This is a genomic window from Streptomyces sp. NPDC028298, from assembly GCF_055565895.1.
Window position 1 is genome coordinate 55,986 of sequence record NZ_JBVHTL010000012.1, and the last position, 19,891, is coordinate 75,876.

Below are 19,891 nucleotides of genomic sequence, written 5' to 3' on the forward strand. Positions count from 1 at the left end.
GTGGGACCAGAAACGCCGGGTGGGTCAGAGGTTGACACCCTTCGAATGTATATCCCCACCCGGGTGCGCAAAACGCCCCTAAGCCTTCGCGCGAGTCGGGGGCCGCCGGCTCTTCCCGGTTCCGGGAGTGGATTCAGCCGACGGTCTGCCGCACCGTCAGGGATGCCGGGCGCCAGCCCAGTTCGGGTGCGATCAGGTGCCGGGTGTCGTGCAGGATCTGTTCGTACTCCTCCCGGTGGAACTCGTACGGCAGTTCAAGGCGCAGTTCCGACACCTGCGCGAGGACCGGGTCGGCGGTGAGCTGTTCGAGGATCTGCTCCGCGGTGCCCACCACGTCGGGCGCGAACAGCGTTCGCTTCGGGCCCTGGGGTGCCAGGGTGCGGGCGTGACGGCCGGCCGCGTAGGCGCGGTAGCGGGCCCGGCCGGCCGCGTCCGCGCTGTCGAACGGCACGATCACCCGGCCGAGCGCCACCCGCCCCGGTCGCTCCGTGGCTCGTACGGACGGCGTATCGCGATAGGCGGCCAGCAGATTGAGCTGGGCTGTCGTGAAATCGTCGGTCCCCTCACCCGAGACGATGTTGCCGGACAGCAGACCCAGGCCGTTCTCCGCGGCCCAGCGCACCGAGCGCAGGCTCCCGCCGCCGTACCAGATGCGGCGCGCCAGCCCGGGACTGTGCGGCTGCAGCCTGGGGCGCTGGGTGTTCCCCGGCGAGTGGATGACCGTGTCCGGTCCGCCGATGTGGTCGCCGCGCAGGTTGTCCAGGACGCGGGCGATCCTGCCGTACGACAGGTCGAAGGCGCGCCAGTCCCCGTCGTACACGAGGTCGCCGAGCAGGTCGGCGTGCGGCATGCCGGTGCTGAAGCCGATCTGGAGCCGGCCCCGGGACAGTACGTCGGCCAGCGCCAGGTCCTCGGCGAGGCGGAAGGGACTCTCGTAGCCGATCGGGATGACGGCGGTGCCGAGTTCGATCCGCTCGGTGCGCTGGCCGGCCGCGGCGAGGAACACGGCCGCGGAGGCGACCCCGTGTTCGAGGTGCCGCTGCCGGATCCAGGCGCCGTCGAAGTCCAACCGCTCGCCGTACTCGAAGAGTTGGAGCGTCTCCTCCAGACCGGTGTACGGGTCGTCGTCGGCGAAGTTGCCCGGGGTGAGAAAGGCCAGGGAGGTGATGGTGGGAGTGCTCATGGGACGCCGGCCCTTCAGTTGGTGATGGTCTCGGAGGCGGGGGAGGCCACCCGCCCGCCGGGGATCGCCGCGAGCAGCTCGCGGGTGTACGCGTGACGGGGCCGGGTGAAGAGGTCCTCCGGAGGGCCCGTCTCCACGACGCGGCCCGCCCGCATGACCGCGACCTGGTCCGCGATCTGCCGTACGACGGCCAGGTCATGGGAGATGAAGAGGTAGGCCACCCCTGTGCCGGCCTGCAACTCGGCCAACAGCTCCAGCACTTGGGCCTGGACCGACACGTCGAGCGCCGACACCGGCTCGTCGCACACCACCAGGTCCGGGGAGAGGGCGAGCGCCCGGGCGATCGCGACGCGCTGACGCTGGCCGCCGGACAGCTCCGCCGGGCGGCGCGCCAGCGTGGCCGAGGGCAGCGCCACGCGGTCGAGAAGCTCGCGGGCGCGGGCGAGCCGGGCGGCACGGTCGCCGACCTTGAAGGCACGCAGCGGTTCGGTGATCACCTCACCCACGGAGAAGCGCGGATCGAGGGAGGCGTACGGGTTCTGGTAGACGAACTGGGCGCGTCGGCGCAGCTCCCGGGCACGGGCACCTCGGGCGGTGGTGACGTCGGTGCCGTCGAGCAGGATCTGCCCGGAGGTGGCGTCGGCGAGCCGGAGCACCAGCCGGGCGGTGGTGGACTTGCCCGAGCCCGACTCGCCCACCAGGGCCAGGGTCTGTCCGCGGCGCAGGGTGAAGCTGACGTCGTCGACCGCGCGCAGGGTGCGAGGCCCTTCGGCGGTGCGGGGGAGCCGGAACTCCTTGACCAGGTTGCGCGCCTCCAGCAGGGGTGATGTCTCCGCCGCGGGCGCAGGCGCGGGCACGTGCGTGAGTACGGGGGCGGGTACGGGTGCGTGCGCGGGTCCGGATGCGCGCGCGGGTACGGATGCGTGCGCGGCTACGGGTGGGCGGCGCCGCGCGGTGGTCATGCTCGGCGCGCTCGCCAGCAGACGCCGCGTGTACGCGTCCTGAGGGTCGGCGAGGACGTCACGGGTGGGCCCCGCCTCCACCACACGCCCTTGTGACATGACCACCAGCCGCTGCGACCGGTCGGCGGCGACCCCGAGGTCGTGGGTCACCAGCAGGACCGCGGTGCCCGACTCCTCGGCCAGATGCTGGAGATGGTCGAGGATGACCTTCTGCACGGTGACGTCGAGCGCGCTGGTCGGCTCGTCGGCGATGATCAGCTCGGGCCGGGCGGCGATCGCGACGGCGATCAGGGCGCGTTGCCGCATACCGCCGGAGAGTTCGTGCGGATACTGCCGGGCCCGTACGGGGGCGTCGGGCAGCCCCGCGCGGTCCAGCACGGCGATGGCCTCGGCGGCGGCCGACCGGCGGGTCGCCAGACCATGGATGCGCAGCACCTCGGCGACCTGCTCACCGATCCGCTTCACCGGATTGAGCGACACGGTCGGGTCCTGGGGGACGAGCCCGATCCGTGCCCCGCGTACGGTACGCAGTTCGCCTTCCGACAGCGTGGCCAGGTCGTGCCGGCCGAAGCGGACCGTGCCGCTGTCGATGGCCGCGTTCTCCGGCAGCAGCCGCGTGATCGCGTGCGCGGTCGTGCTCTTGCCGGAGCCGGACTCACCGACCACCGCGGTCACCTCGCCCGGCCGGACGTCGAGGTCCACGCCCCGGACCGCAGCCACGGTGCCGCCGCGGGTGCGGTACGAGACGGACAGGCCCCGGATCTCCAGCAGAGGGCGGCTCTTCGGCACGGATGTGGTCACGTCTTCGCCGTTCTCTTGTGCGTCGGTCATCGCTGCCGGGTCCATTCGCCGTCCAGCGCCCTCGCGACGCGGTTGGTCGCCAGGACGGTCGCGGCGATCGCCAGACCGGGCAGCGCGGTCAGCCACCAGGCGTTGGCCAAGTAGTTGCGGCCCTCGGAGATCAACGTGCCCCATTCCGGGGCCGGCGGGGGAGCGCCGTAGCCGAGGAAGCTCAGCGCCGAGACGGCCAGGATGGAGGCGCCGAAGTCGAGGGTGGCCAGGACGATCACCGGGCCGGCGGCGTTGGGCAGCACATGCCGGCCCAGCACCGAGTACCAGCGGGCCCCGCAGGAGCGCGACGCCTCCACGAACACGGCCTGGCGCACCCGCAGCACCTCGGCGCGCGTGACCCGGGCGAAGGAGGCGACGCTGGCGATGCCCACCGCGACGGCCACCTTCACCGTCCCGTATCCCAGCGCCGTCACCAGCGCCAGCGACAGGAACAGCGCGGGGATGGACAGCAGGACGTCGACGAAGCGCATCAGGGCGTCGTCCACCCAGCGGCCCACGAACCCCGCGACCAGACCGAGCAGGCCACCCACCACGAACGCCACCAGCACCGCGATCAGGGTGGCCTTCAGGGACAACTGCGCTCCATGGACCACCCGGGCGAAGACATCGCGGCCCAGCTCGTCCGTGCCGAACCAGTGCGCGCCGCTCGGTCCGCGGAAGTTCTCCGTCGGCACCCCCTTCAGCGGGTCCCGCGAAGTGAACAGCCGGGGCTGGAAGGAGGCCAGCACCACCAGGACGAGCACGACGACCGACACCAGCAGCCCGGGCCGACGGGCCAGGAACCGCAGCACCCGCCCGACGCCGGTACGACCTCCCGGTACGGGTTCGGGCTCCGTGGCGAGAGGCCGGGCGAGGCCGAGCGCGGCCTCGGCCGGGTCGTCGACAAGGCTCTGACTCATGCGACGCCCGCCCTTCCGCCCGAGGCCACCACGATCCGCGGGTCCAGCAGCGGATACACCAGGTCGACGACCAGATTCGTCGTCACGAAGATCAGCGCGCCGAACGCCACCACCCCCTGGACCACCGGGATGTCCTGGGCCGTGACGGCCGCCGCGGTCACGCGCCCCAGGCCGTCACGCGAGAACACCGTCTCGACGACGACCGAACCGGCGATCAGTTGTCCCACCAGCAGGCCGACGACCGTCAGGGCCGGCAGGGACGCGTTGCGCAGCGCGTGTCGCAGATGGACCCGCCACCGGCCCGCGCCCTTCGCGCGGGCCGTCTCCACGTACGCCTGGTCGAGCGCGGTGAGCAGGCTCTTCGCCAGCACCTGGGCGATCTGGGCGCCGGTCGGTATCGCGAGTGTCAGCGCGGGCAGCACCAGCCCGCGCAGCCCGTCGTTGCCGAACGCGGGGAACCAGCGGAGCCGGAAGGAGAACGCCTCGACCAGCAGCAACCCCACCCAGAACGTCGGGACGGACACCCCCAGCGGCGGCAGCGACAGCAGGAGCTGCCGCAGCCACCGCCGCGTGGTGTACGTCGCCGCCACAGCGAGGCCGCCGCCGAGCACCACCGCCAACAGCAGGGCCGTCGATGTGAGTTGGAGGGTCTGGGGCAGAGCGTCGGCCAGCGTCGAGGCGACGGGACGGCCGGTGGCCACCGAGTCGCCGAAGTCCCCCTGCACCGCCCGGCCGAGGTACTCGACGTACTGCACGAGCACCGGCTTGTCGAAGCCGTACTCGTGCCGCAGAGCCGCGATCTGCCGGGGATCGACCTGCCCCGACTCCATACCGGCACCGGCCATCGCCGTGACCGGGTCGCCCGGGAGGAAGTCGAGGACCAGGAACGACACGGTGTACGCCGCCCACAGCACGCCGGCCGCCTGGGCTAGCCGCTTGATCACATAGCCGCGCACGGGTCAGCCGATCCAGGTGTCGTGCAACTGGATCCGGCTGGAGGCGTCGAAGGCGAGACCGTGCACCTTCGTGGACACGCCGAGCTGCGTCTGCAGCTCCACCACCGGCACGTTGTAGGCGTCCCGTACGATCGACCGCTGTGCCTGGGCCACCAGTCGACCGCGCTCGGTCGGGTCGGTGGTGGCGGCCTGGGCGGAGAGTGTCGTGTCCAGACCGCTCGCCGGCACACGGTAGAAGTTGGCCAGCTTCGTGGAGAAGGAACTGCGCAGGATGTCGGGGTCGGCGCGGGTGATGTTGCCCCAGATCGCTTCGTACGAGCCCGCCTGCTGGATCGGCGTGAGCTGGGGGAGCTGGAGCTGCTTGAGGGTCACCTGAACGCCGACGGACTTCAGTTGCTGTTGCACCAGCTCCAACGCGGGCTGGTTCGTCGCCGCGTTGGGAACCCAGTCGATGGTCAGGCTCAGCTTCTTGCCGTCCTTGACGCGGGTGCCGTCGGCGCCCGCCTTCCAACCGGCCTCGTCCAGCAGGGACTTCGCCTTGGCCGTGTCGAGGGTCAGGTCGGAGGCGAGGCTGGTGTAGTCCGGTGTGGTGTGCGCGAGGACACTGGTGGCCGGCCGGGTACCGGTGGGGAAGACGGTGTCGGCGATCTGCTTCCGGTCGATGGCGGCCAGGATGGCCCGGCGGACCCTGGCGTCCTTCAGGGCCGGCTGGGCGTTGTTGAAGCCGAGTCCGAAGGTGATCCCGGGATTGGCCCGCCGCTGGAAGGCGACCTGACCGCCCTTGAGTGCCGCTTCGTCGGCCCTGCCCACGCTGCCGATCGCGTCCACCTGTCCGGAGCGCAGACTGCCGGCCCGTACGCCCGCCTCCGGCACGACCTTGAACACCAGCTTGTCCAGGTAGGCCTCGCCCTTCTTGCCCCACCGGGAGGAACCCCAGGCGTAGCCGGGGCGTTTGGCCAGCGTGACCGACTGGTTCTGCACATAGCGCTTCAGCACGAAGGGCCCGGAACCGACGACCCCGTCACTGCACTTCTGCTGAGGTGACCGCTTCACGCTCGCGGACGACTCGATACCCAGCGAGTGGGTCGAAGTCGCCTGCAGGAACTGGGCGTTGGGCTGCTGGAAGGTCACCTTGACCGTGAGCGGGTCCACCACCGTGGTGCTCTTCGCGCCGCTCAGGTACCCCTCGGCGAGGGTTCCCAGGACGCCGAGTCTCGGCACCGCGTCGAAGTTGTCCTTGACCACCTGGGCGGTCAGCGGGGACCCGTCGCTGAAGGTGACACCCGAGCGCAGGTGGAAGGTGAAGGCGGTCGCGTCGGTGCTGATGTCCCAGCTCTTCGCCAGCCACGGCACGATCTTGCCGGTCTTGGGGTCCTGGTCCGTCAGGGAGTCGACGATCTGGCGCACCGAGTAGATCGTGTCGTTGCTGCCGACCTGCTGGGGATCCACGCAACCGGCGTCGGAACCCACGGCGAAGGTCAGCGTCCCGCCGGAACGCGGCTTGCCGCTCCCGGTTCCGGAGCCGTCGGTGCCGGCGCCGCAGGCGGCCAGCAGCACGCTGGTGCTGAGAAGGGCGGTGAGCCTTGCCCATCGGGGAGAACGGGTGGACCGGGGAGATCGGGGAGATGTGAATTCCGGACGTGCTCTCACGGAGGAGTCTCCTCTTGGTGTCGCCGGGCACGGGCGTCGTACGAGGCACGACCGCGCACGGGAACGCGGGCCCGTCGGCTCGATGCCGGTGACGGGCGATGACCTGCGGACAGGGGCCGGGCGGAAAGCGGAAAGCGGAAAGCGGAAAGCGGAAAGCGGAAGCGGATTGGAGAGATCAGAGAGATCGGGGGAAGGGGGCGCCGGGTGCGGACGCGTGCCGTGACGGCTGGTCACGGATGCCGGCTGTCGGCAGGCCTCATGGGCGTCGACAGCCCGCGCATCTCATCGACGTCGACGCGGGTGGGCCTCACCGAGGTGCACCGCCGAAGGGAGGCGTCGGCGCCCGGCTGCGGAAGGGGCCGTCAGGCCTGACAGAAGCAGCTCGTCGAGCGCTTCAGGTCGATGTGACGTCGGCGCGCCAGCCGGGAGAACACCACGGCGACGGCGAAGGAGGCGTCGGAGCCACCACCGTGCCGCATAAGGTTCCTCCACAGGTCCGGCCCCGGTCGTGGGGCCACGCGCTTGCGGTGATCGTCGCTGATCCCGCCGGGCTTTCACCTGGAGCACCCCACCGCGCGGGAGGGTTGCCGGTCAGCGAGCCAGGGCTTGACGCTGACACTCAATGCCGTTCGTGATCGTACGGAGCGGTTCTCTTCTACGTCAATGGCGGCACCGGACTCCGGCGGAGCGAACCGCCCGAGTCCGGTGGAGCGAGCCAGGTTCAGGCACCGCCGCGTTCGCGCGGGATCTTCTGACCCGCCTCGATGGACACCGGCAGCCGGTTCTCCGCCGGGGGCAGAGGGCAGGTGGCCAGGTCGGTGTAGGCGCACGGCAGGTTCGTGGCGCGGTTGAAGTCGAGGACGACCGTCCCCTCGGAGTCGGGTGCCTCGACGGACAGGCTCCGGTTGGCGGCGTAGGTCGTGACCCCGGAGGTCGCGTCGGTGAAGAGAACCGACAGCCCGCCCGGGACATGACCGGGGAACACCGTCAGCGACAGAGGACGTCCGTCCAACTCGAACTCGATCCTGCCCGGGGCGTCATACACGTGCTCCAAGCCCTCGACCGCGGCGCCCACGGTGGTGGGACGCGGCTCGTCGAAGGGGACGTAACGGCCCGTCACGGCCCAGCGCGGGTCGGGGGCGTAGGCGGGCGTTCCGGTGAAGGACTTGAGCAGCGGGGCGTCCGGGTGCCGGGGGCGCACGATGTCGTGGCCGCCCCGCTTGGCGACCTCGATGACGGCGTCCTTCCAGACCGCCTCGACACCACCGCGTTCGGGCAGCACGCCGAAGTGGTGCTCACCGCGTACCGGTGTCCCGTCGACGACGAGTTCCTCACCGTCGTCGAGGGTGACGACGACCCCGTCGGGGCCGGTGTGCCATGCGCCGGGCGCGTCGGGGAAGCGCTGCGGGCGGTCGTCGAGCCAGTGGAGGCCGGTGATCGCCAGGAAGCCGTGGGGGGCGGCGAGCCGGGCCTCCTGTCCGCGGTACCAGTCCAGCCACTGCTCGGTGAAGGCGTGCAGGTCTGTGGTGGTCGCCTCGCTGGTCATGAATTCTCCTTCGCTACAAGCCGCGTGAGGGTCGCCCTCTTGCGGGGGTGCGGGGTTCTTTGTCGCGGTCGCGGTCGCTGTCGGTGAGGAGGTGAGTCGGGGAATCGTCGCTTCGGTAAGCGGGTCGGCGGGTCGGTAGGTCGGCCGTTGAGGGTCGGCCAAAGGCGGGTCGGTGGAGTCGGAGGTCCGTGGACCGGTGGGTCGGTGAGGCGCTGGGCTCAGGCCGCGAGTTCGCCGAGGAGCGCCCAAGTTCGGCGCCGGTCCGCCGCTCCCGCGATCTCGGTGCCCGAGAACACGACCTCGGTGGCGCCCGCGTCGCGGTAACGCCGTACCTCGGCCTCGACCGTCTTCTCGTCGCCGATCACGGCCAGGTCCGCGGCTCGGCGACCGCCGGACAGTTCGATGACCCGGGCGTAGGACGGGATCTGTTCGTAGAACGAGAGCGTCTCGGTGGCCTTGGCCCGTACCGCGTCCACGTCGTCCGTGACCACGCCGGGCACCAGCGCCACGATCCTGGGCGCGGGCCGTCCGGCGGCCTCGGCCGCGGCGGTGAGCGCGGGCACGATGTGCTCCGCGAGGGCGCGAGGTCCTGCGAGGTAGGGCAGGATCCCGTCCGCAAGCTCACCGCTGACCCGGAGCGCCTGCGGGCCCATGGCGGCGACCAGCAGCGGAACGCCCGACTCGGCGCCCGGTACGCGAGCGGACAGGGGAGTCGTGGCGGAGAGCAGCTCACCGCGGAAGTCGGCCGTGCCGGTCTCGGTCAACTGGCGCAGCACGGTGAGGAATTCGCGCAGCCTGGCGATGGGACGCTCGAAGGGCAGGCCGAAGCCGGTCTCCGTGATCAGCTTCGTGCCCAGGGCCAGGCCGAGGTGGTAGCGGCCGTGGGTCGCGGCCTGGGCGGTCTGCGCCTGACTGGAGACGATCAGCGGATGGCGGCCGAAGACGGGGATCGCGGACGTGCCCACGTGGAGTTCCGGGACCGCCCGCCCGACGAGCGCGGCGAGTTGGGGTGAGTCCGCGCCGAAGGTCTGGCCGAACCAGACCGACCGCAGACCGGCCGCCGCCGCTTCCTCGGCCAGACGCACACTGGCGTCGACCTGGTTCTCCGCGTCGGATGCGTTGAGTGCTACTCCAACAGTCATGTCAGGTGGAACGGGCGCCCGGTGAGCGCGCATTCCGTTCGAGTGTGACGGCTGCATGTCAGTCTTGTGACGCACGGCGGCGACCGGTCCGGCCCTCGCGTTCGAGGGACGATCTCTCCCCACGTCCACGTCGGCCAACAGGCCAGGAGGCCGGATTCGCCGACACGCGTGCTCCGTTGACGCCTCCCGCCCCACGTGCTTACATCCCGCCATGCCGACACCGGAGCCTCTGACCCGCCGCCGCGCCGTGGACCTCGTCCGCGTGGCCGCCGCGCTGTGTCGGACGACCGGCTGATCACGTGCCTTCCGGCGCCTCTGCGCGTCAGTGAACTCCTGCTCCGCACAAGCCGGTTGAGAGCAACGCGGTCCATCGCTCCCGCAGAACGACACTGACTCGCGCCGAGCCTCTCGTATCTCCCGCCCCTCCCGCCCCTCCCGCCCCTCTCGCGCCGGCATGACGAGGAGCCGCCATGCCTTCACCCACGTCCGCGGGCCGACGCCACGAAACCGAATACGACCGCCGCAGACTGCGCCAGTGGCTCGCGGGTGAGGCCAGGGCCGACGGGGTCACCCGCCGTCGGCTGCTCACCCTGCTCGCCGCGACCGCCGCCGGAACCGCGCTCGGCGGCGTACGGCCCGCCCACGCCATCGACAGTCCCATCGTCAAGCCGCTGCCCGCCGAGTGGTTCATCCAGCGCGGCACCAACGCCGAAACCCGCTGGGAGGCACTGAGCGGCACCGGCCACCACACGCCCAACGAACGGTTCTTCGTACGCAACCACACCGCGACCCCCGTCCTGAACGCCGACGACTGGCGCCTGCGGCTGTGGGGGAGCGGATTACGCGGGAACCCCGGCGAGGACCGGCCGGTGGAGTTCGGGTACGACGACCTGCGCGCGCTGCCCGCCGTCACCCGCACCGCGTTCGTCGAATGCGCCGGGAACGGCCGCTCCTACTACACGACCCAACAGGGCGACACGGTCACCGGCACCGCCTGGACCCTGGGAGCCGTCGGCGTCGCGCGCTGGCGCGGGGTGCGGCTCGCGGACGTGCTGCGCAGGGCAGGTCTGTCCTCGCGGGCCGTGGACGTCCAGCCGCGCGGTCTGGACGCCGAGTACGTCAGCGGCGGGGAGAGCCTGGGACGCGTACGCCGTCCGCTGCCGCTCGCCAAGGCCCTGGACGACGTCCTGCTCGCGTACGAGATGAACGGTGAGCGCCTGCCGTACGACCACGGCCATCCGGTACGGGTGCTGGTGCCCTCCTGGGTGGGGATCGCCTCGATCAAGTGGGTCGGCGACATCGAGGTGTCCGCGCAGCCGCTCTACTCGCCCTGGAACACCACCTTCTACCGGCTGTTCGGCGCCGGCTACCCCGAGGATGGCAGCGCGCCGCTCACCCGGCAGACCACGAAGAGCGCCTTCGAGCTGGCGAGCGGTGCCTCGTTCGCAGCCGGACACCGGCACGTGCTGCACGGACGGTCGTGGTCGGGTGCGGGAGGTGTCGCCAAGGTCGACGTCAGCACGGACGGAGGGGCCAACTGGCGGCGCGCCCGGCTGCACGACCGGCCCCGCTCCGGCACCTGGACCCGATGGTCCCTTCCTTGGCAGCCCGACACACCCGGTGCCACGCACCTGCTGGCCCGTGCCACGGACACGGCCGGCCGAACCCAGCCGGACACCGCGGTGCCGAACACACAGGGGTACCTGTTCGGCGCGGTGGTGCGCCATCCGGTGAGCGTGGTGTGACGGACGGCGCCTTGGGCCGGGACGACGGAACGGATGCCAACAGGCCTGGAACGCAGGGCTGTTCGGCTCCACGGCACCGGCCCTTCGGCATCGGGCGCCGAGCTTGTTACGGGACGAAGGTGAGACGGGTCAGGCACTGACCCGACCGTCCCGAAGGGGTTCCCGCCATGGCCGTACACGAACACCAGAACCAGAACTCCGGGCTCCGTCCGGGCTCCTTGCGCGGAGCCTTCCGCGAGGCGCCACTGGTCGTCGGCGTGGACGGGTCCGAGCCGAGCCTGCGGGCCGCGGACTGGGCGGCGGACGAGGCCGCCCTGCGCGGCGTCCCCCTGCGCGTGGTGTACGCCTCCCTCTGGGAGCGCTACGAGGGCACGGCACTCGCCGCGGAGCACAAGCCCTTCGAAGAGGTCCGAGCCGAGGACATCGTGGCGGTCGGCCTCCGCCGGGCCCTGAGGCGTCACCCGGACCTCGACGTGTCGGCCGAGATCCTGGCCGAGGAGCCCGAGTACGCCTTGGTCCGGGAAGGACGAGACGCCGCCGCGCTGGTCCTCGGCACTCGCGGCCGCAGCGACTTCGTCGAGATGCTGCTCGGCTCCGTCAGCCTTGCGGTGGCCGCGTACGCCGACTGCCCGGTCATCGTGCTGCGCGGCTCCCACGACAACCAGGTCGGTGCCACACCCGCGCGCCGCGTGGTCGTGGGTGTCGGAGGGACGGGCAAGGGCTCGGCGGCGCTGCGCTTCGCCGCCGAAGAGGCGCGGCTGCGCCGGGTGCCCCTGGACGCCGTACGCGCCTGGCGTTGCCCCGCGTACGAGAGCGTGGACCACCCGCTGCTCACCGGTGAGCCCGCACGGTTGCACGAGGAGCGGGCCGTCAAGGCGCTCGGCGAGGCACTGGAGGACGTGCCGGCCGACATCGACCTGCGGCGCCGCACCGTCGAGGGACCGACGCGCCATGTCCTCCTGGACGCGTCCCACGACGCCGGCCTGCTGGTGGTCGGTGCCCGGCGCCATCCCGGCCGTCTCGGGCTCCAGCTCGGCCGTGTCGCTCACGGAGTCCTGCACCACGCCGCCTGCCCGGTCGCGGTGGTCCCCGAACCGGCGTGAGCCGGAACGGCCTGGCCGCGCGACCGCTCCTGGCCTGGTCTGGCCCGGCCCGGTCCGGTCCGATGAGCTCACCAGGGGTGGGCCGGTCGGCGGGGGCGGCGGGGCCGACCGGCCCCGGGGCGGCCCGTCCAGCCCCTGTGCACCCTCTCCGCACCGACGGACGATCGAGATACCGAAGCATGGAGGAGGCCCGCGATGACGGACGACCTGCTCGAACGGCACCCTGTCCACGCCCTGCTCGCCGACGGCACCACCGTACGCATCCGGCCGGCGCTCCCGGGCGACCACGACCGGCTGCGTGGCTTCTACGAGGAGATGTCGCCGGAGAACCTGCGCCTGAGGTTCTTCTCGCTCGGCGGGCGCTCGGCCGAACTCGCCGCCGACCGGGCCTGCCGCCCCGCCCATTCCGGCTACCGCGCCCTCGTGGCAGAGACGGACGGCCGCGTGGTCGGCCTCGCCGAGTACGACACCGGTGGGGAGGAGTGCGGGCCGACCGGGCCGGACGTGGCCGCGAAGAGCGGGGACGCGGTGGCCGAGGGGGCAGCCACAGGGCCCGACGGCGCAGCCACGGGGGCGGACCAGGCAGCCACGGGTCCGGACGGTGCAGCGCAGGGGAGGGGCGCCGAGATCTCCATCGCCGTCGCCGACGGACTGCACCACCGAGGCGTCGGCACCCTGCTCGTCGAGCATCTGGTCTCGGCCGCCCGGTCCGAGGGGATCACCACCTTCACCGCCGACGCGCTCAGCGAGAACCACGCGGTGCTGCGTCTCTTCGCCGACCTGGGGCTGCGCATGACCCGCCGTTTCGAGGGGCCGGAAGTGCGCTGCGTCATCCGCCTCGACCAGGACGACGCCTATCTGGCGGCGGTCGAGGCTCGCGGGCGGGCCGCCGACGTGGCCAGTCTGCTGCCGCTGCTGCGACCCGAGGTGGTGGCCGTCGTCGGGGCGGGACGCACGCCGGGCTCGGTGGGCCGGGCGGTGCTCAACCACCTGCGCACGGGCGGCTTCACCGGTCGTCTCTTCGCCGTGAATCCGGGTGTCGAATCGGTGCTCAGGGTGCCGTGTCATCCGTCGGTCGCGGCCCTGCCGAAGACGCCCGATCTCGTGGTCGTCGCCGTACCGGCCGCCGCGGTGCCGGCCGTCGCCGAGGAGTGCGGCGAGTCCGGGGTCCGCGCGCTCGTCGTGGTCACCGCGGGCCTCGACCACGCGCAGGCGCAGGCGCTGCTGACCGCCTGCCGCACCCACGGCATGCGGCTGGTCGGGCCCAACTGCCTCGGCGTGTCGAACACCGCCCCGGATCTCCGTCTCGACGCGACCTTCGCCGCCGATCACCCGCGTCCCGGGACCGCCGGTATCGCCGTGCAGTCCGGCGGTGTGGGCATCGCCCTGCTCGACGGACTGTCCCGGCTGGGCATCGGCGTCTCCACGTTCGCCTCGCTGGGCGACAAGTTCGACGTCAGCGGCAACGACATGCTCCAGTGGTGGGAGAGCGACGGCCGCACCGGCCTCGCCCTGCTGCACCTGGAGTCCTTCGGCAACCCGCGCGCCTTCTCCCGTACAGCCCGGCGGGTGACCCGCCGCATCCCGGTGCTGACGGTCGACGCCGGCCGTACCACCGCCGGCCGTAAGGCCGCGGCCTCCCACACGGCGGCCGCCGCCACCCGCACCATGACCCGCGAGGCCCTGTTCACCCAGGCGGGCATCACCGCGACCCGCTCGGTCGGCGAACTCCTCGAAACCGCGGCCCTGTTCCACTCCCAGCCGCTGCCGGAGGGCAGCCGCGTCGCGATCGTCACCAACGCGGGCGGCGCCGGGGTGCTCACCGCCGACGCCTGCGCGGAGGCCGGGCTCGTCCTCCCTCCGTTCACCCCCGCCGTGATCGACGAACTCCTGGCCGTGCTGCCGGACGGCGCCGCCGTCGGCAACCCCGTCGACGCCACGGCCGCCGTGTCCGAGGAACAGCTCACCGCGTGCGTGGACCGCCTCACCCGCTGCTCCGGTATCGACGCGGTCGTCGTGGCCCTGGTGCCCACGGCGGTCGCCGCGGCCACCGGCGACGACCTGGTGCGGGCCGTGACCGCGGCGCCCGGCCGAAGGGCGCGGCCGGTGATCGCGGTACGTCTGGAGCAGGACCGGTCCGTGCTGCTGCTCGCCGCCGGGGACGGCGGCACGATCCCCTCCTACGCCGAACCGCAGGCCGCGGCCCGCGCCTTGGCGCACGCGGCCCGGCGCTCCGCCTGGCTGGCCCGGCCGGAAGGGACCGTCCCCGACCCCGCCGGCGTCGAGTCCCGGCGGGCCCGCACGGTCGTCGAGGACCACCTCACCGCCCACCCCGACGGAGGCTGGCTCGACCCGCGCACCTGCGCCGAACTGCTCGCCTGCTACGGCGTCCCGCAGATCCCGTGGGCCTGGGCCGAGACCGAGGACGACGCCGTGCTCGCCGCCGACCGGCTGCGCGGCTTCGACGGCCGGGTGGTCATGAAGGCCCACTGGCCGGGCCTCCTGCACAAGACCCAGCAGCGGGCCGTCCACCTCGACCTGCGCGGGGACGCCCAGATCCGCGCCGCGTTCCGCGACCTGGAGACCCGCTTCGCCGGCCTCATGACCGGCGTGGTCCTGCAACCCCTCGCCGACCGCGGCACCGAACTCCTGGCGGGCGTCGTCCAGGACGAGGTCTTCGGACCGCTCGTCCTGTTCGGACTCGGTGGCACGGCCACCGAAGTGCTGGCCGATCACGCCGCCCGCCTGGCCCCGCTCACCGACCGGGACGTCCACGAACTGATCACCTCGCCGCGGTGCGCCCCGCTGCTGCTGGGCGCGAACGGCAACACCCCCGTCGACCTCGAAGGACTGGAGCAACTGCTCCAGCGGTTGTCCCGGATGGCCGCGGACCTGCCGCAGCTCGCCGAGGCCGACCTCAACCCCGTACTGGCGACGGCGGGAGGCATCACCGTGCTCGACGCACGGGTGCGTCTGCTGCCCCGTCACCCCCAGGACCCGTATCTGCGCAGGCTGCGCTGAGGAACGTCGTGACCGAGGACTGGCTGCGCCGACGTCGAGAGCCGAACGCGAACCGAGCGACGCGGACGTGAAAGGAGGCGGACCGTCATGGCCGAGACCGTGCTGGTCGCCTATGGAACGACGAACGGATCGACGGCGGAGATCGCCGAAACGGTCGCGGAAACCCTGCGCGAGGGCGGGTTGACGGCCCGGGCCCTGCCGGCCCGGTCGGTCACCAGCCTGGCGCACTACGACGCCGTCGTGGTCGGCGGGGGTCTCTACGCGGGACGTTGGCACAAGGACGCACGAGGGTTCGTCCGCCGGCATCGCGCGGACCTCGCGCACCGTCCGGTGTGGCTCTTCAGCAGCGGACCGCTCGACAGCTCCGCCGCCGACCGGGACATCCCGCCGGTGCGGGGCGTCCAGCGGACCATGAACAAGCTGGACGTCCAGGGCCACATCACCTTCGGCGGGTGCCTGAAGGAAGGAGCCAAGGGGCGTATCGCCAAGATGATCATCAGCTCCGGAAAGGGCGGAGACTTCCGGGACTTCGGGGTCATAGAGGAATGGGCGAAGGGCATCGCGGCCTCGCTCGCCCGCGTGCGGTAGCTCTCACGTCGGCTGCGACGGCTCCTCCGGTGAGCCGGTCCTGTGCCCGAGTGCGATGGGCCGGGCGGCGGGGATCGAGGGCCGGAGGGCCCAAGCGGAACGCGGCGTACCGGAACAAGCTGGACTCAAGAGATCATCTCGTACCGGACAGGGAAGGGTGAGGGCGATCATGAAGGGTTACGTCTTCCACGGCCCCGGGCAGTCCGCCTGGGAGGATGTCCCGGACCCGGCGGTCAAGGAACCCACCGACGCCATCGTGCGGGTCGGCGCCGTCACCATCTGCGGCACGGACCTGCACATTCTCAAAGGTGATGTCCCCGAAGTGCGTCCCGGAACGGTCCTCGGGCACGAGGCGGTCGGCGAGATCGTGGAGGTCGGCAGTGACGTACGGACCGTGCGTCCGGGCGACCGGGTGCTGATCTCCTGCATCAGCTCCTGCGGCCGCTGCCGCTTCTGCCGGGAGGGCATGTACGGGCAGTGCCGGGGTGGCGGAGGCTGGGTCCTCGGCCATCTGATCGACGGCACCCAGGCCGAGTACGTGCGCGTCCCCTACGCCGACCTGTCGGTGCACGCGCTGCCCGGAGCCCTGGAGAGCAAGGACGCCGTCCTGCTCGCGGACATCTTCCCGACGTCGTACGAGGTCGGTGTTCTCAACGGGCACGTGCGCCCCGGCGACACCGTCGCCGTCGTGGGAGCCGGACCCATCGGTCTCGCGGCGATCGCCACGGCGCGGCTCTACTCGCCCGAGCGGATCGTCGCCGTCGACCTGGCCGCGTCCCGGCTGGAGGCGGCCCGTCGGCTGGGCGCCGACGCGGTGGCCGACGCGGGGGAGGACCCGGAGCAGCTCATCGCCGACCTCACCGACGGTCTCGGCGCCGACGTGGTCATCGAGGCGGTCGGGGTGCCGGAGAGCTTCGAGCTGTGCACACGCATGGTGCGGCCCGGCGGCCACGTCGCCAACATCGGCGTCCACGGCAAGCCCGCGACGCTGCACCTGGAAGACCTGTGGATCAAGAACGTGACCATCACGACCGGTCTGGTGGACACCCACTCCACCCCGACCCTGCTCCGCATGGCCGCTGCCGGCCGGCTGCCCACCGCGGACCTCGTCACCCACACCTTCCCGCTGGACGACATGGAGAAGGCCTACGACGTCTTCTCCCGCGCCGCCGACACCGGCGCCCTGAAGGTGGTGCTCGGCGCACCGTCGCACGAGGACCTCGCCGTTCCCGCGGCCTGAGCCACGCCGGGCGGCCCGGTCGGTGCACGCACCGACCGGGCCGCTGTTTTTGCGGACTCACACGGTCCTGCGGATCACGAGTTCCCGCGGAACCCACCCGCCCCGCTCGCCGTCCTCACCTGCTGTCGCTCGTCCGCGTCGCGGAGAGCGCCGCACGTCCGGCCTCCAGGCGCGCCACGGGAACGCGGAACGGCGAACAGGACACGTAGTCCAGCCCGGCCGCGTGGAAGAAGTGAACGGACTCGGGGTCCCCGCCGTGCTCGCCGCAGACACCGATCTTCAGCTCGGGTCGTGTGGCGCGGCCCTCGGCCACGGCGATGCGGACCAGTCGGCCCACGCCGTCGCGGTCCAGGGTCTCGAACGGCGAGGTGGCGAAGATGCCCTTGTCGAGGTAGGCCGAGAAGAACGCGGCCTCGACGTCGTCGCGGGAGAAGCCCCAGGTTGTCTGGGTGAGGTCGTTGGTGCCGAAGGAGAAGAACTCCGCCTCCTCGGCGATGCGGCCGGCCGTGAGCGCGGCGCGCGGGAGCTCGATCATGGTGCCGACCGGGCAGTGCACGGGGATGCCCGACTCCTCGGAGACCTCGGCCAGGACCCGTTCCACCTCCGCCCGCTCGATGCGCAGTTCCTCGACGGCGCCCACCAGCGGCACCATGATCTCCGCCCGCGGCTGCCCTCCGACCCGGGTGCGCTCCACGACCGCCTCGGCGATCGCGCGGACCTGCATGGCGACCAGCCCCGGGACGACCAGTCCCAGCCGAACGCCGCGCAGCCCGAGCATCGGGTTCTCCTCGTGCATCCGGTTCACCGCGTCGAGCAGTTCGGTGTCGTGCGGGTCCGGCCGCTCGCCCCGGGCCTCGGCGGCGGCGATCCGCACGGCGAGCCCGGTGTGGTCGGGCAGGAACTCGTGCAGGGGCGGATCGATGAGCCTGATGGTGACCGGCAGCGCGTCCATCGCCTCCAGGATGCCGATGAAGTCGTCCCGCTGGAGGGGCAGTAGCGCGGCCAGGGCCCGCTCGCGCTCACGCTCGTCACGGGCCAGGATCATCGCCTCGACCAGCCTGCGGCGCTCGCCGAGGAACATGTGCTCGGTGCGGCACAGGCCGACTCCCTGGGCGCCGAACCGCCGTGCGCGGGCCGCGTCCTCGGGGGTGTCGGCGTTCGCGCGGACCTCCAGGCGCCGCATGCCGTCCGCCTGTTCCATGGCGCCGGCGACGGCCTCGACCAGCGCGTCGGACCGCTCGCCCGTCTCGAAGTACCGCATGACCGCGGAGTCGGCCAACGGGGCCGCGCCCAGGTACACGGCACCCTCGGAACCGTCGACGGAGACGACCGTGCCCTCCTCGACGACGGTGTCCCCGACCGTGAACCGGCGCGCCGCGGTGTCCACGGTGATCTCCTCGGCCCCGCACACGCAGACCTTGCCCATGCCGCGGGCGACGACGGCCGCGTGGCTGGTCTTGCCCCCGCGGCTGGTCAGTACCGCCTGTGCGGCGATCATGCCGGGCAGATCGTCCGGGGTGGTCTCCTGACGGACCAGGACGACCTTCTCGCCGGCCGCGGCCCGTCGTACCGCCTCGGCGGAGTCGAACACGGCGGCGCCCACGGCCGCGCCCGGGGAGGCCGGCAGACCGTGCGCCAGTGCCTCGCCGACGGCCGAGGTGTCGAACCGGGGGAACATCAGCCGGGCGAGACCTTCCCCGCTGACCCGGGCCAGCGCCGCGTCCGGAGTGATCAGACCCTCCTCGGCCAGCTCCTTGGCGATGGCGAACGCGGCCTCCGCGGTGCGCTTGCCGACCCGGGTCTGCAGCATCCACAGCCGGCCGCGCTCGATCGTGAACTCGATGTCGCACAGATCCCGGTAGTGCGACTCCAACGTCCGCATGTGGGAGCGGAGTTGTTCGTACGACAGCGGGTCCAGGTCCGCGAGAGCCGTCAGCGGTACGGTGTTGCGGATGCCCGCCACGACGTCCTCGCCCTGAGCGTTCGCGAGATAGTCGCCGTACAGGCCGGGCCGTCCCGTGGCCGGATCCCGCGTGAACGCGACACCGCTGCCGGAGTCGGCGCCGAGGTTGCCGAAGACCATGGTCTGCACGTTGACCGCGGTGCCCAGGTCGTCGGGGATGTGCTCACGGCGGCGGTAGATCCCGGCGCGCTCGCCGTTCCAGGACTCGAACACGGCGAGGACCGCCTGCCGGAGCTGCTCGGCGGGTGACTGCGGGAAGTACTCACCGGTCTCCTGCCGGACGAGGTTCTGGTACGACTCGACGAGCCCCGCCAGGTCCGCCGCCGTCAGGTCCACGTCGCTCGCCGCGCCCCGCGCCTTCTTGAGGTCGGCGAGGACACCCTCGAAGAGAGCGCTGTCGACACCCATGACCGTGCTGCCGAACATCTGCACGAGGCGGCGATAGGAGTCCCAGGCGAAGCGCTCGTTTCCGGAGACCTTCGCCAGACCGAGGACGGACTCGTCGTTGAGCCCGACGTCGAGGATCGTCTCCATCATCCCGGGCATGGAGAAGCGCGCCCCGGAGCGCACGGACAGCAACAGCGGATCGTCCGGCTGCCCCAGTCGCCTGCCGGCCGCCTCCTCCAGGACCGTGAGCCGGTCGGAGATCTCCCGCATCAGGCCGTCCGGCTCGCTTCCGGTGGTGAGGAAGGCCCGGCACGCGTCCGTGGTCACGGTGAAGCCCGGCGGGACGGGCAGCCCCAGCCGTGTCATCTCGGCAAGGTTGGCTCCCTTGCCGCCCAGCAGGGCGGCCTGGTCGCGGCCGCCCTCGGCGAAGTCGTACACGTAGCGGACCATGTCGCCGGTCTCCTCTGTCGGGTTGCGGGCTGGAGTGTGCGACTCCAGCCTCCGACCGGCGCGGACGGAGGGGCAGGTGCTGTCGGGCCTCTTCGCGGGGCCGGTCGGCCCACCTTCGCGAGCGTGCTACCACCACCGTGACACAGTTCCGGCGGCGGGCGGATGCCGGCCGGTGACGCGCCGTGCCGGTGGGCGGACCGGGAC

14 protein-coding genes and 1 riboswitch are annotated in these 19,891 nt (G+C 72.1%); of the genes, 5 read left to right on the plus strand and 9 right to left on the minus strand.

The window, feature by feature from the left end; genetic code table 11:
• Window positions 1-133: 133 nt before the first annotated feature.
• The 8 genes from ACZ4TO_RS37820 to ACZ4TO_RS37855 all read right to left on the minus strand — a co-directional run bounded on the left by ACZ4TO_RS37820 (window position 134) and on the right by ACZ4TO_RS37855 (window position 9,190).
• Window positions 134-1,183 carry an LLM class flavin-dependent oxidoreductase gene (locus tag ACZ4TO_RS37820; RefSeq protein ID WP_451075590.1) on the minus strand — a complete coding sequence of 350 codons (1,050 nt, stop codon included), beginning with the start codon at window positions 1,181-1,183 and terminating at the stop codon, window positions 134-136.
• Window positions 1,184-1,197: 14 nt separating this feature from the next.
• Window positions 1,198-2,976: a dipeptide ABC transporter ATP-binding protein gene (locus ACZ4TO_RS37825; protein WP_468026580.1), complete on the minus strand. Its 1,779-nt coding sequence runs from the start codon at window positions 2,974-2,976 to the stop codon at window positions 1,198-1,200.
• Entirely contained in the window at window positions 2,973-3,896 is a 924-nt protein-coding gene (locus tag ACZ4TO_RS37830; RefSeq protein ID WP_382778434.1) for an ABC transporter permease, read from the minus strand. The genes ACZ4TO_RS37825 and ACZ4TO_RS37830 overlap by 4 nt, the downstream gene beginning before the upstream one ends.
• Window positions 3,893-4,852 carry an ABC transporter permease gene (locus ACZ4TO_RS37835; RefSeq protein ID WP_451075588.1) on the minus strand — a complete coding sequence of 320 codons (960 nt, stop codon included), beginning with the start codon at window positions 4,850-4,852 and terminating at the stop codon, window positions 3,893-3,895. Before ACZ4TO_RS37835 ends, ACZ4TO_RS37830 begins: the two co-directional genes overlap by 4 nt.
• 3 nt (window positions 4,853-4,855) lie before the next feature.
• The gene (locus ACZ4TO_RS37840) at window positions 4,856-6,409 is read right to left on the minus strand and encodes an ABC transporter substrate-binding protein (RefSeq protein WP_468026581.1); all 1,554 of its coding nucleotides are present in this window, start codon (window positions 6,407-6,409) and stop codon (window positions 4,856-4,858) included.
• Window positions 6,410-6,864: 455 nt separating this feature from the next.
• Window positions 6,865-6,981, minus strand: coding sequence for a putative leader peptide (locus ACZ4TO_RS37845; protein WP_382778431.1), 117 nt, complete (start codon window positions 6,979-6,981; stop codon window positions 6,865-6,867).
• A gap of 34 nt (window positions 6,982-7,015) precedes the next feature.
• Window positions 7,016-7,129: riboswitch (SAM riboswitch) on the minus strand.
• 94 nt (window positions 7,130-7,223) lie between these two features.
• A complete protein-coding gene (locus tag ACZ4TO_RS37850) occupies window positions 7,224-8,048 on the minus strand; it encodes a DUF1684 domain-containing protein (RefSeq protein WP_468026582.1) in 825 nt (274 codons plus the stop codon).
• A gap of 218 nt (window positions 8,049-8,266) precedes the next feature.
• Complete coding sequence (locus ACZ4TO_RS37855; RefSeq protein WP_382778429.1) at window positions 8,267-9,190, minus strand: LLM class F420-dependent oxidoreductase; 924 nt, start codon at window positions 9,188-9,190, stop codon at window positions 8,267-8,269.
• 470 nt (window positions 9,191-9,660) lie between these two features.
• Here ACZ4TO_RS37855 and ACZ4TO_RS37860 point away from each other — a divergent pair, with 470 nt between their 5' ends.
• The 5 genes from ACZ4TO_RS37860 (at window position 9,661) to ACZ4TO_RS37880 (ending at window position 16,887) form a co-directional block, all read left to right on the plus strand.
• Window positions 9,661-10,935 (plus strand): sulfite oxidase, encoded by a 1,275-nt coding sequence (locus ACZ4TO_RS37860; protein ID WP_451075584.1) that lies wholly within the window; start codon window positions 9,661-9,663, stop codon window positions 10,933-10,935.
• 167 nt (window positions 10,936-11,102) lie between these two features.
• Window positions 11,103-12,038, plus strand: a complete 936-nt coding sequence (locus ACZ4TO_RS37865; RefSeq protein ID WP_468026583.1) for a universal stress protein — start codon at window positions 11,103-11,105, stop codon at window positions 12,036-12,038.
• A gap of 195 nt (window positions 12,039-12,233) precedes the next feature.
• A complete protein-coding gene (locus ACZ4TO_RS37870; protein WP_468026584.1) occupies window positions 12,234-15,059 on the plus strand; it encodes a bifunctional acetate--CoA ligase family protein/GNAT family N-acetyltransferase in 2,826 nt (941 codons plus the stop codon).
• A gap of 87 nt (window positions 15,060-15,146) precedes the next feature.
• Window positions 15,147-15,647 (plus strand): flavodoxin domain-containing protein, encoded by a 501-nt coding sequence (locus ACZ4TO_RS37875; protein WP_468026585.1) that lies wholly within the window; start codon window positions 15,147-15,149, stop codon window positions 15,645-15,647.
• A gap of 169 nt (window positions 15,648-15,816) precedes the next feature.
• The gene (locus ACZ4TO_RS37880) at window positions 15,817-16,887 is read left to right on the plus strand and encodes a zinc-dependent alcohol dehydrogenase family protein (protein WP_468026586.1); all 1,071 of its coding nucleotides are present in this window, start codon (window positions 15,817-15,819) and stop codon (window positions 16,885-16,887) included.
• A gap of 115 nt (window positions 16,888-17,002) precedes the next feature.
• Here the strand turns inward: ACZ4TO_RS37880 and ppdK are convergent, their stop codons facing one another.
• The gene (gene ppdK, locus ACZ4TO_RS37885) at window positions 17,003-19,687 is read right to left on the minus strand and encodes a pyruvate, phosphate dikinase (RefSeq protein WP_468026587.1); all 2,685 of its coding nucleotides are present in this window, start codon (window positions 19,685-19,687) and stop codon (window positions 17,003-17,005) included.
• Between the last annotated feature and the right edge of the window lie 204 nt (window positions 19,688-19,891).

Excerpts from the sequence above, each read along its gene's own strand:
- ACZ4TO_RS37830 (WP_382778434.1), bottom strand. The coding sequence starts at position 3,896 with ATGAGTCAGAGCCTTGTCGACGACCCGGCCGAGGCCGCGCTCGGCCTC.
- ACZ4TO_RS37825 (WP_468026580.1), bottom strand. The coding sequence starts at position 2,976 with ATGACCGACGCACAAGAGAACGGCGAAGACGTGACCACATCCGTGCCG.
- ACZ4TO_RS37870 (WP_468026584.1), top strand. The coding sequence starts at position 12,234 with ATGACGGACGACCTGCTCGAACGGCACCCTGTCCACGCCCTGCTCGCC.
- ppdK (WP_468026587.1), bottom strand. The coding sequence starts at position 19,687 with ATGGTCCGCTACGTGTACGACTTCGCCGAGGGCGGCCGCGACCAGGCC.
- ACZ4TO_RS37850 (WP_468026582.1), bottom strand. The coding sequence starts at position 8,048 with ATGACCAGCGAGGCGACCACCACAGACCTGCACGCCTTCACCGAGCAG.
- ACZ4TO_RS37875 (WP_468026585.1), top strand. The coding sequence starts at position 15,147 with ATGGCCGAGACCGTGCTGGTCGCCTATGGAACGACGAACGGATCGACG.
- ACZ4TO_RS37845 (WP_382778431.1), bottom strand. The coding sequence starts at position 6,981 with ATGCGGCACGGTGGTGGCTCCGACGCCTCCTTCGCCGTCGCCGTGGTG.
- ACZ4TO_RS37855 (WP_382778429.1), bottom strand. The coding sequence starts at position 9,190 with ATGACTGTTGGAGTAGCACTCAACGCATCCGACGCGGAGAACCAGGTC.
- ACZ4TO_RS37880 (WP_468026586.1), top strand. The coding sequence starts at position 15,817 with ATGAAGGGTTACGTCTTCCACGGCCCCGGGCAGTCCGCCTGGGAGGAT.
- ACZ4TO_RS37865 (WP_468026583.1), top strand. The coding sequence starts at position 11,103 with ATGGCCGTACACGAACACCAGAACCAGAACTCCGGGCTCCGTCCGGGC.
- ACZ4TO_RS37820 (WP_451075590.1), bottom strand. The coding sequence starts at position 1,183 with ATGAGCACTCCCACCATCACCTCCCTGGCCTTTCTCACCCCGGGCAAC.
- ACZ4TO_RS37860 (WP_451075584.1), top strand. The coding sequence starts at position 9,661 with ATGCCTTCACCCACGTCCGCGGGCCGACGCCACGAAACCGAATACGAC.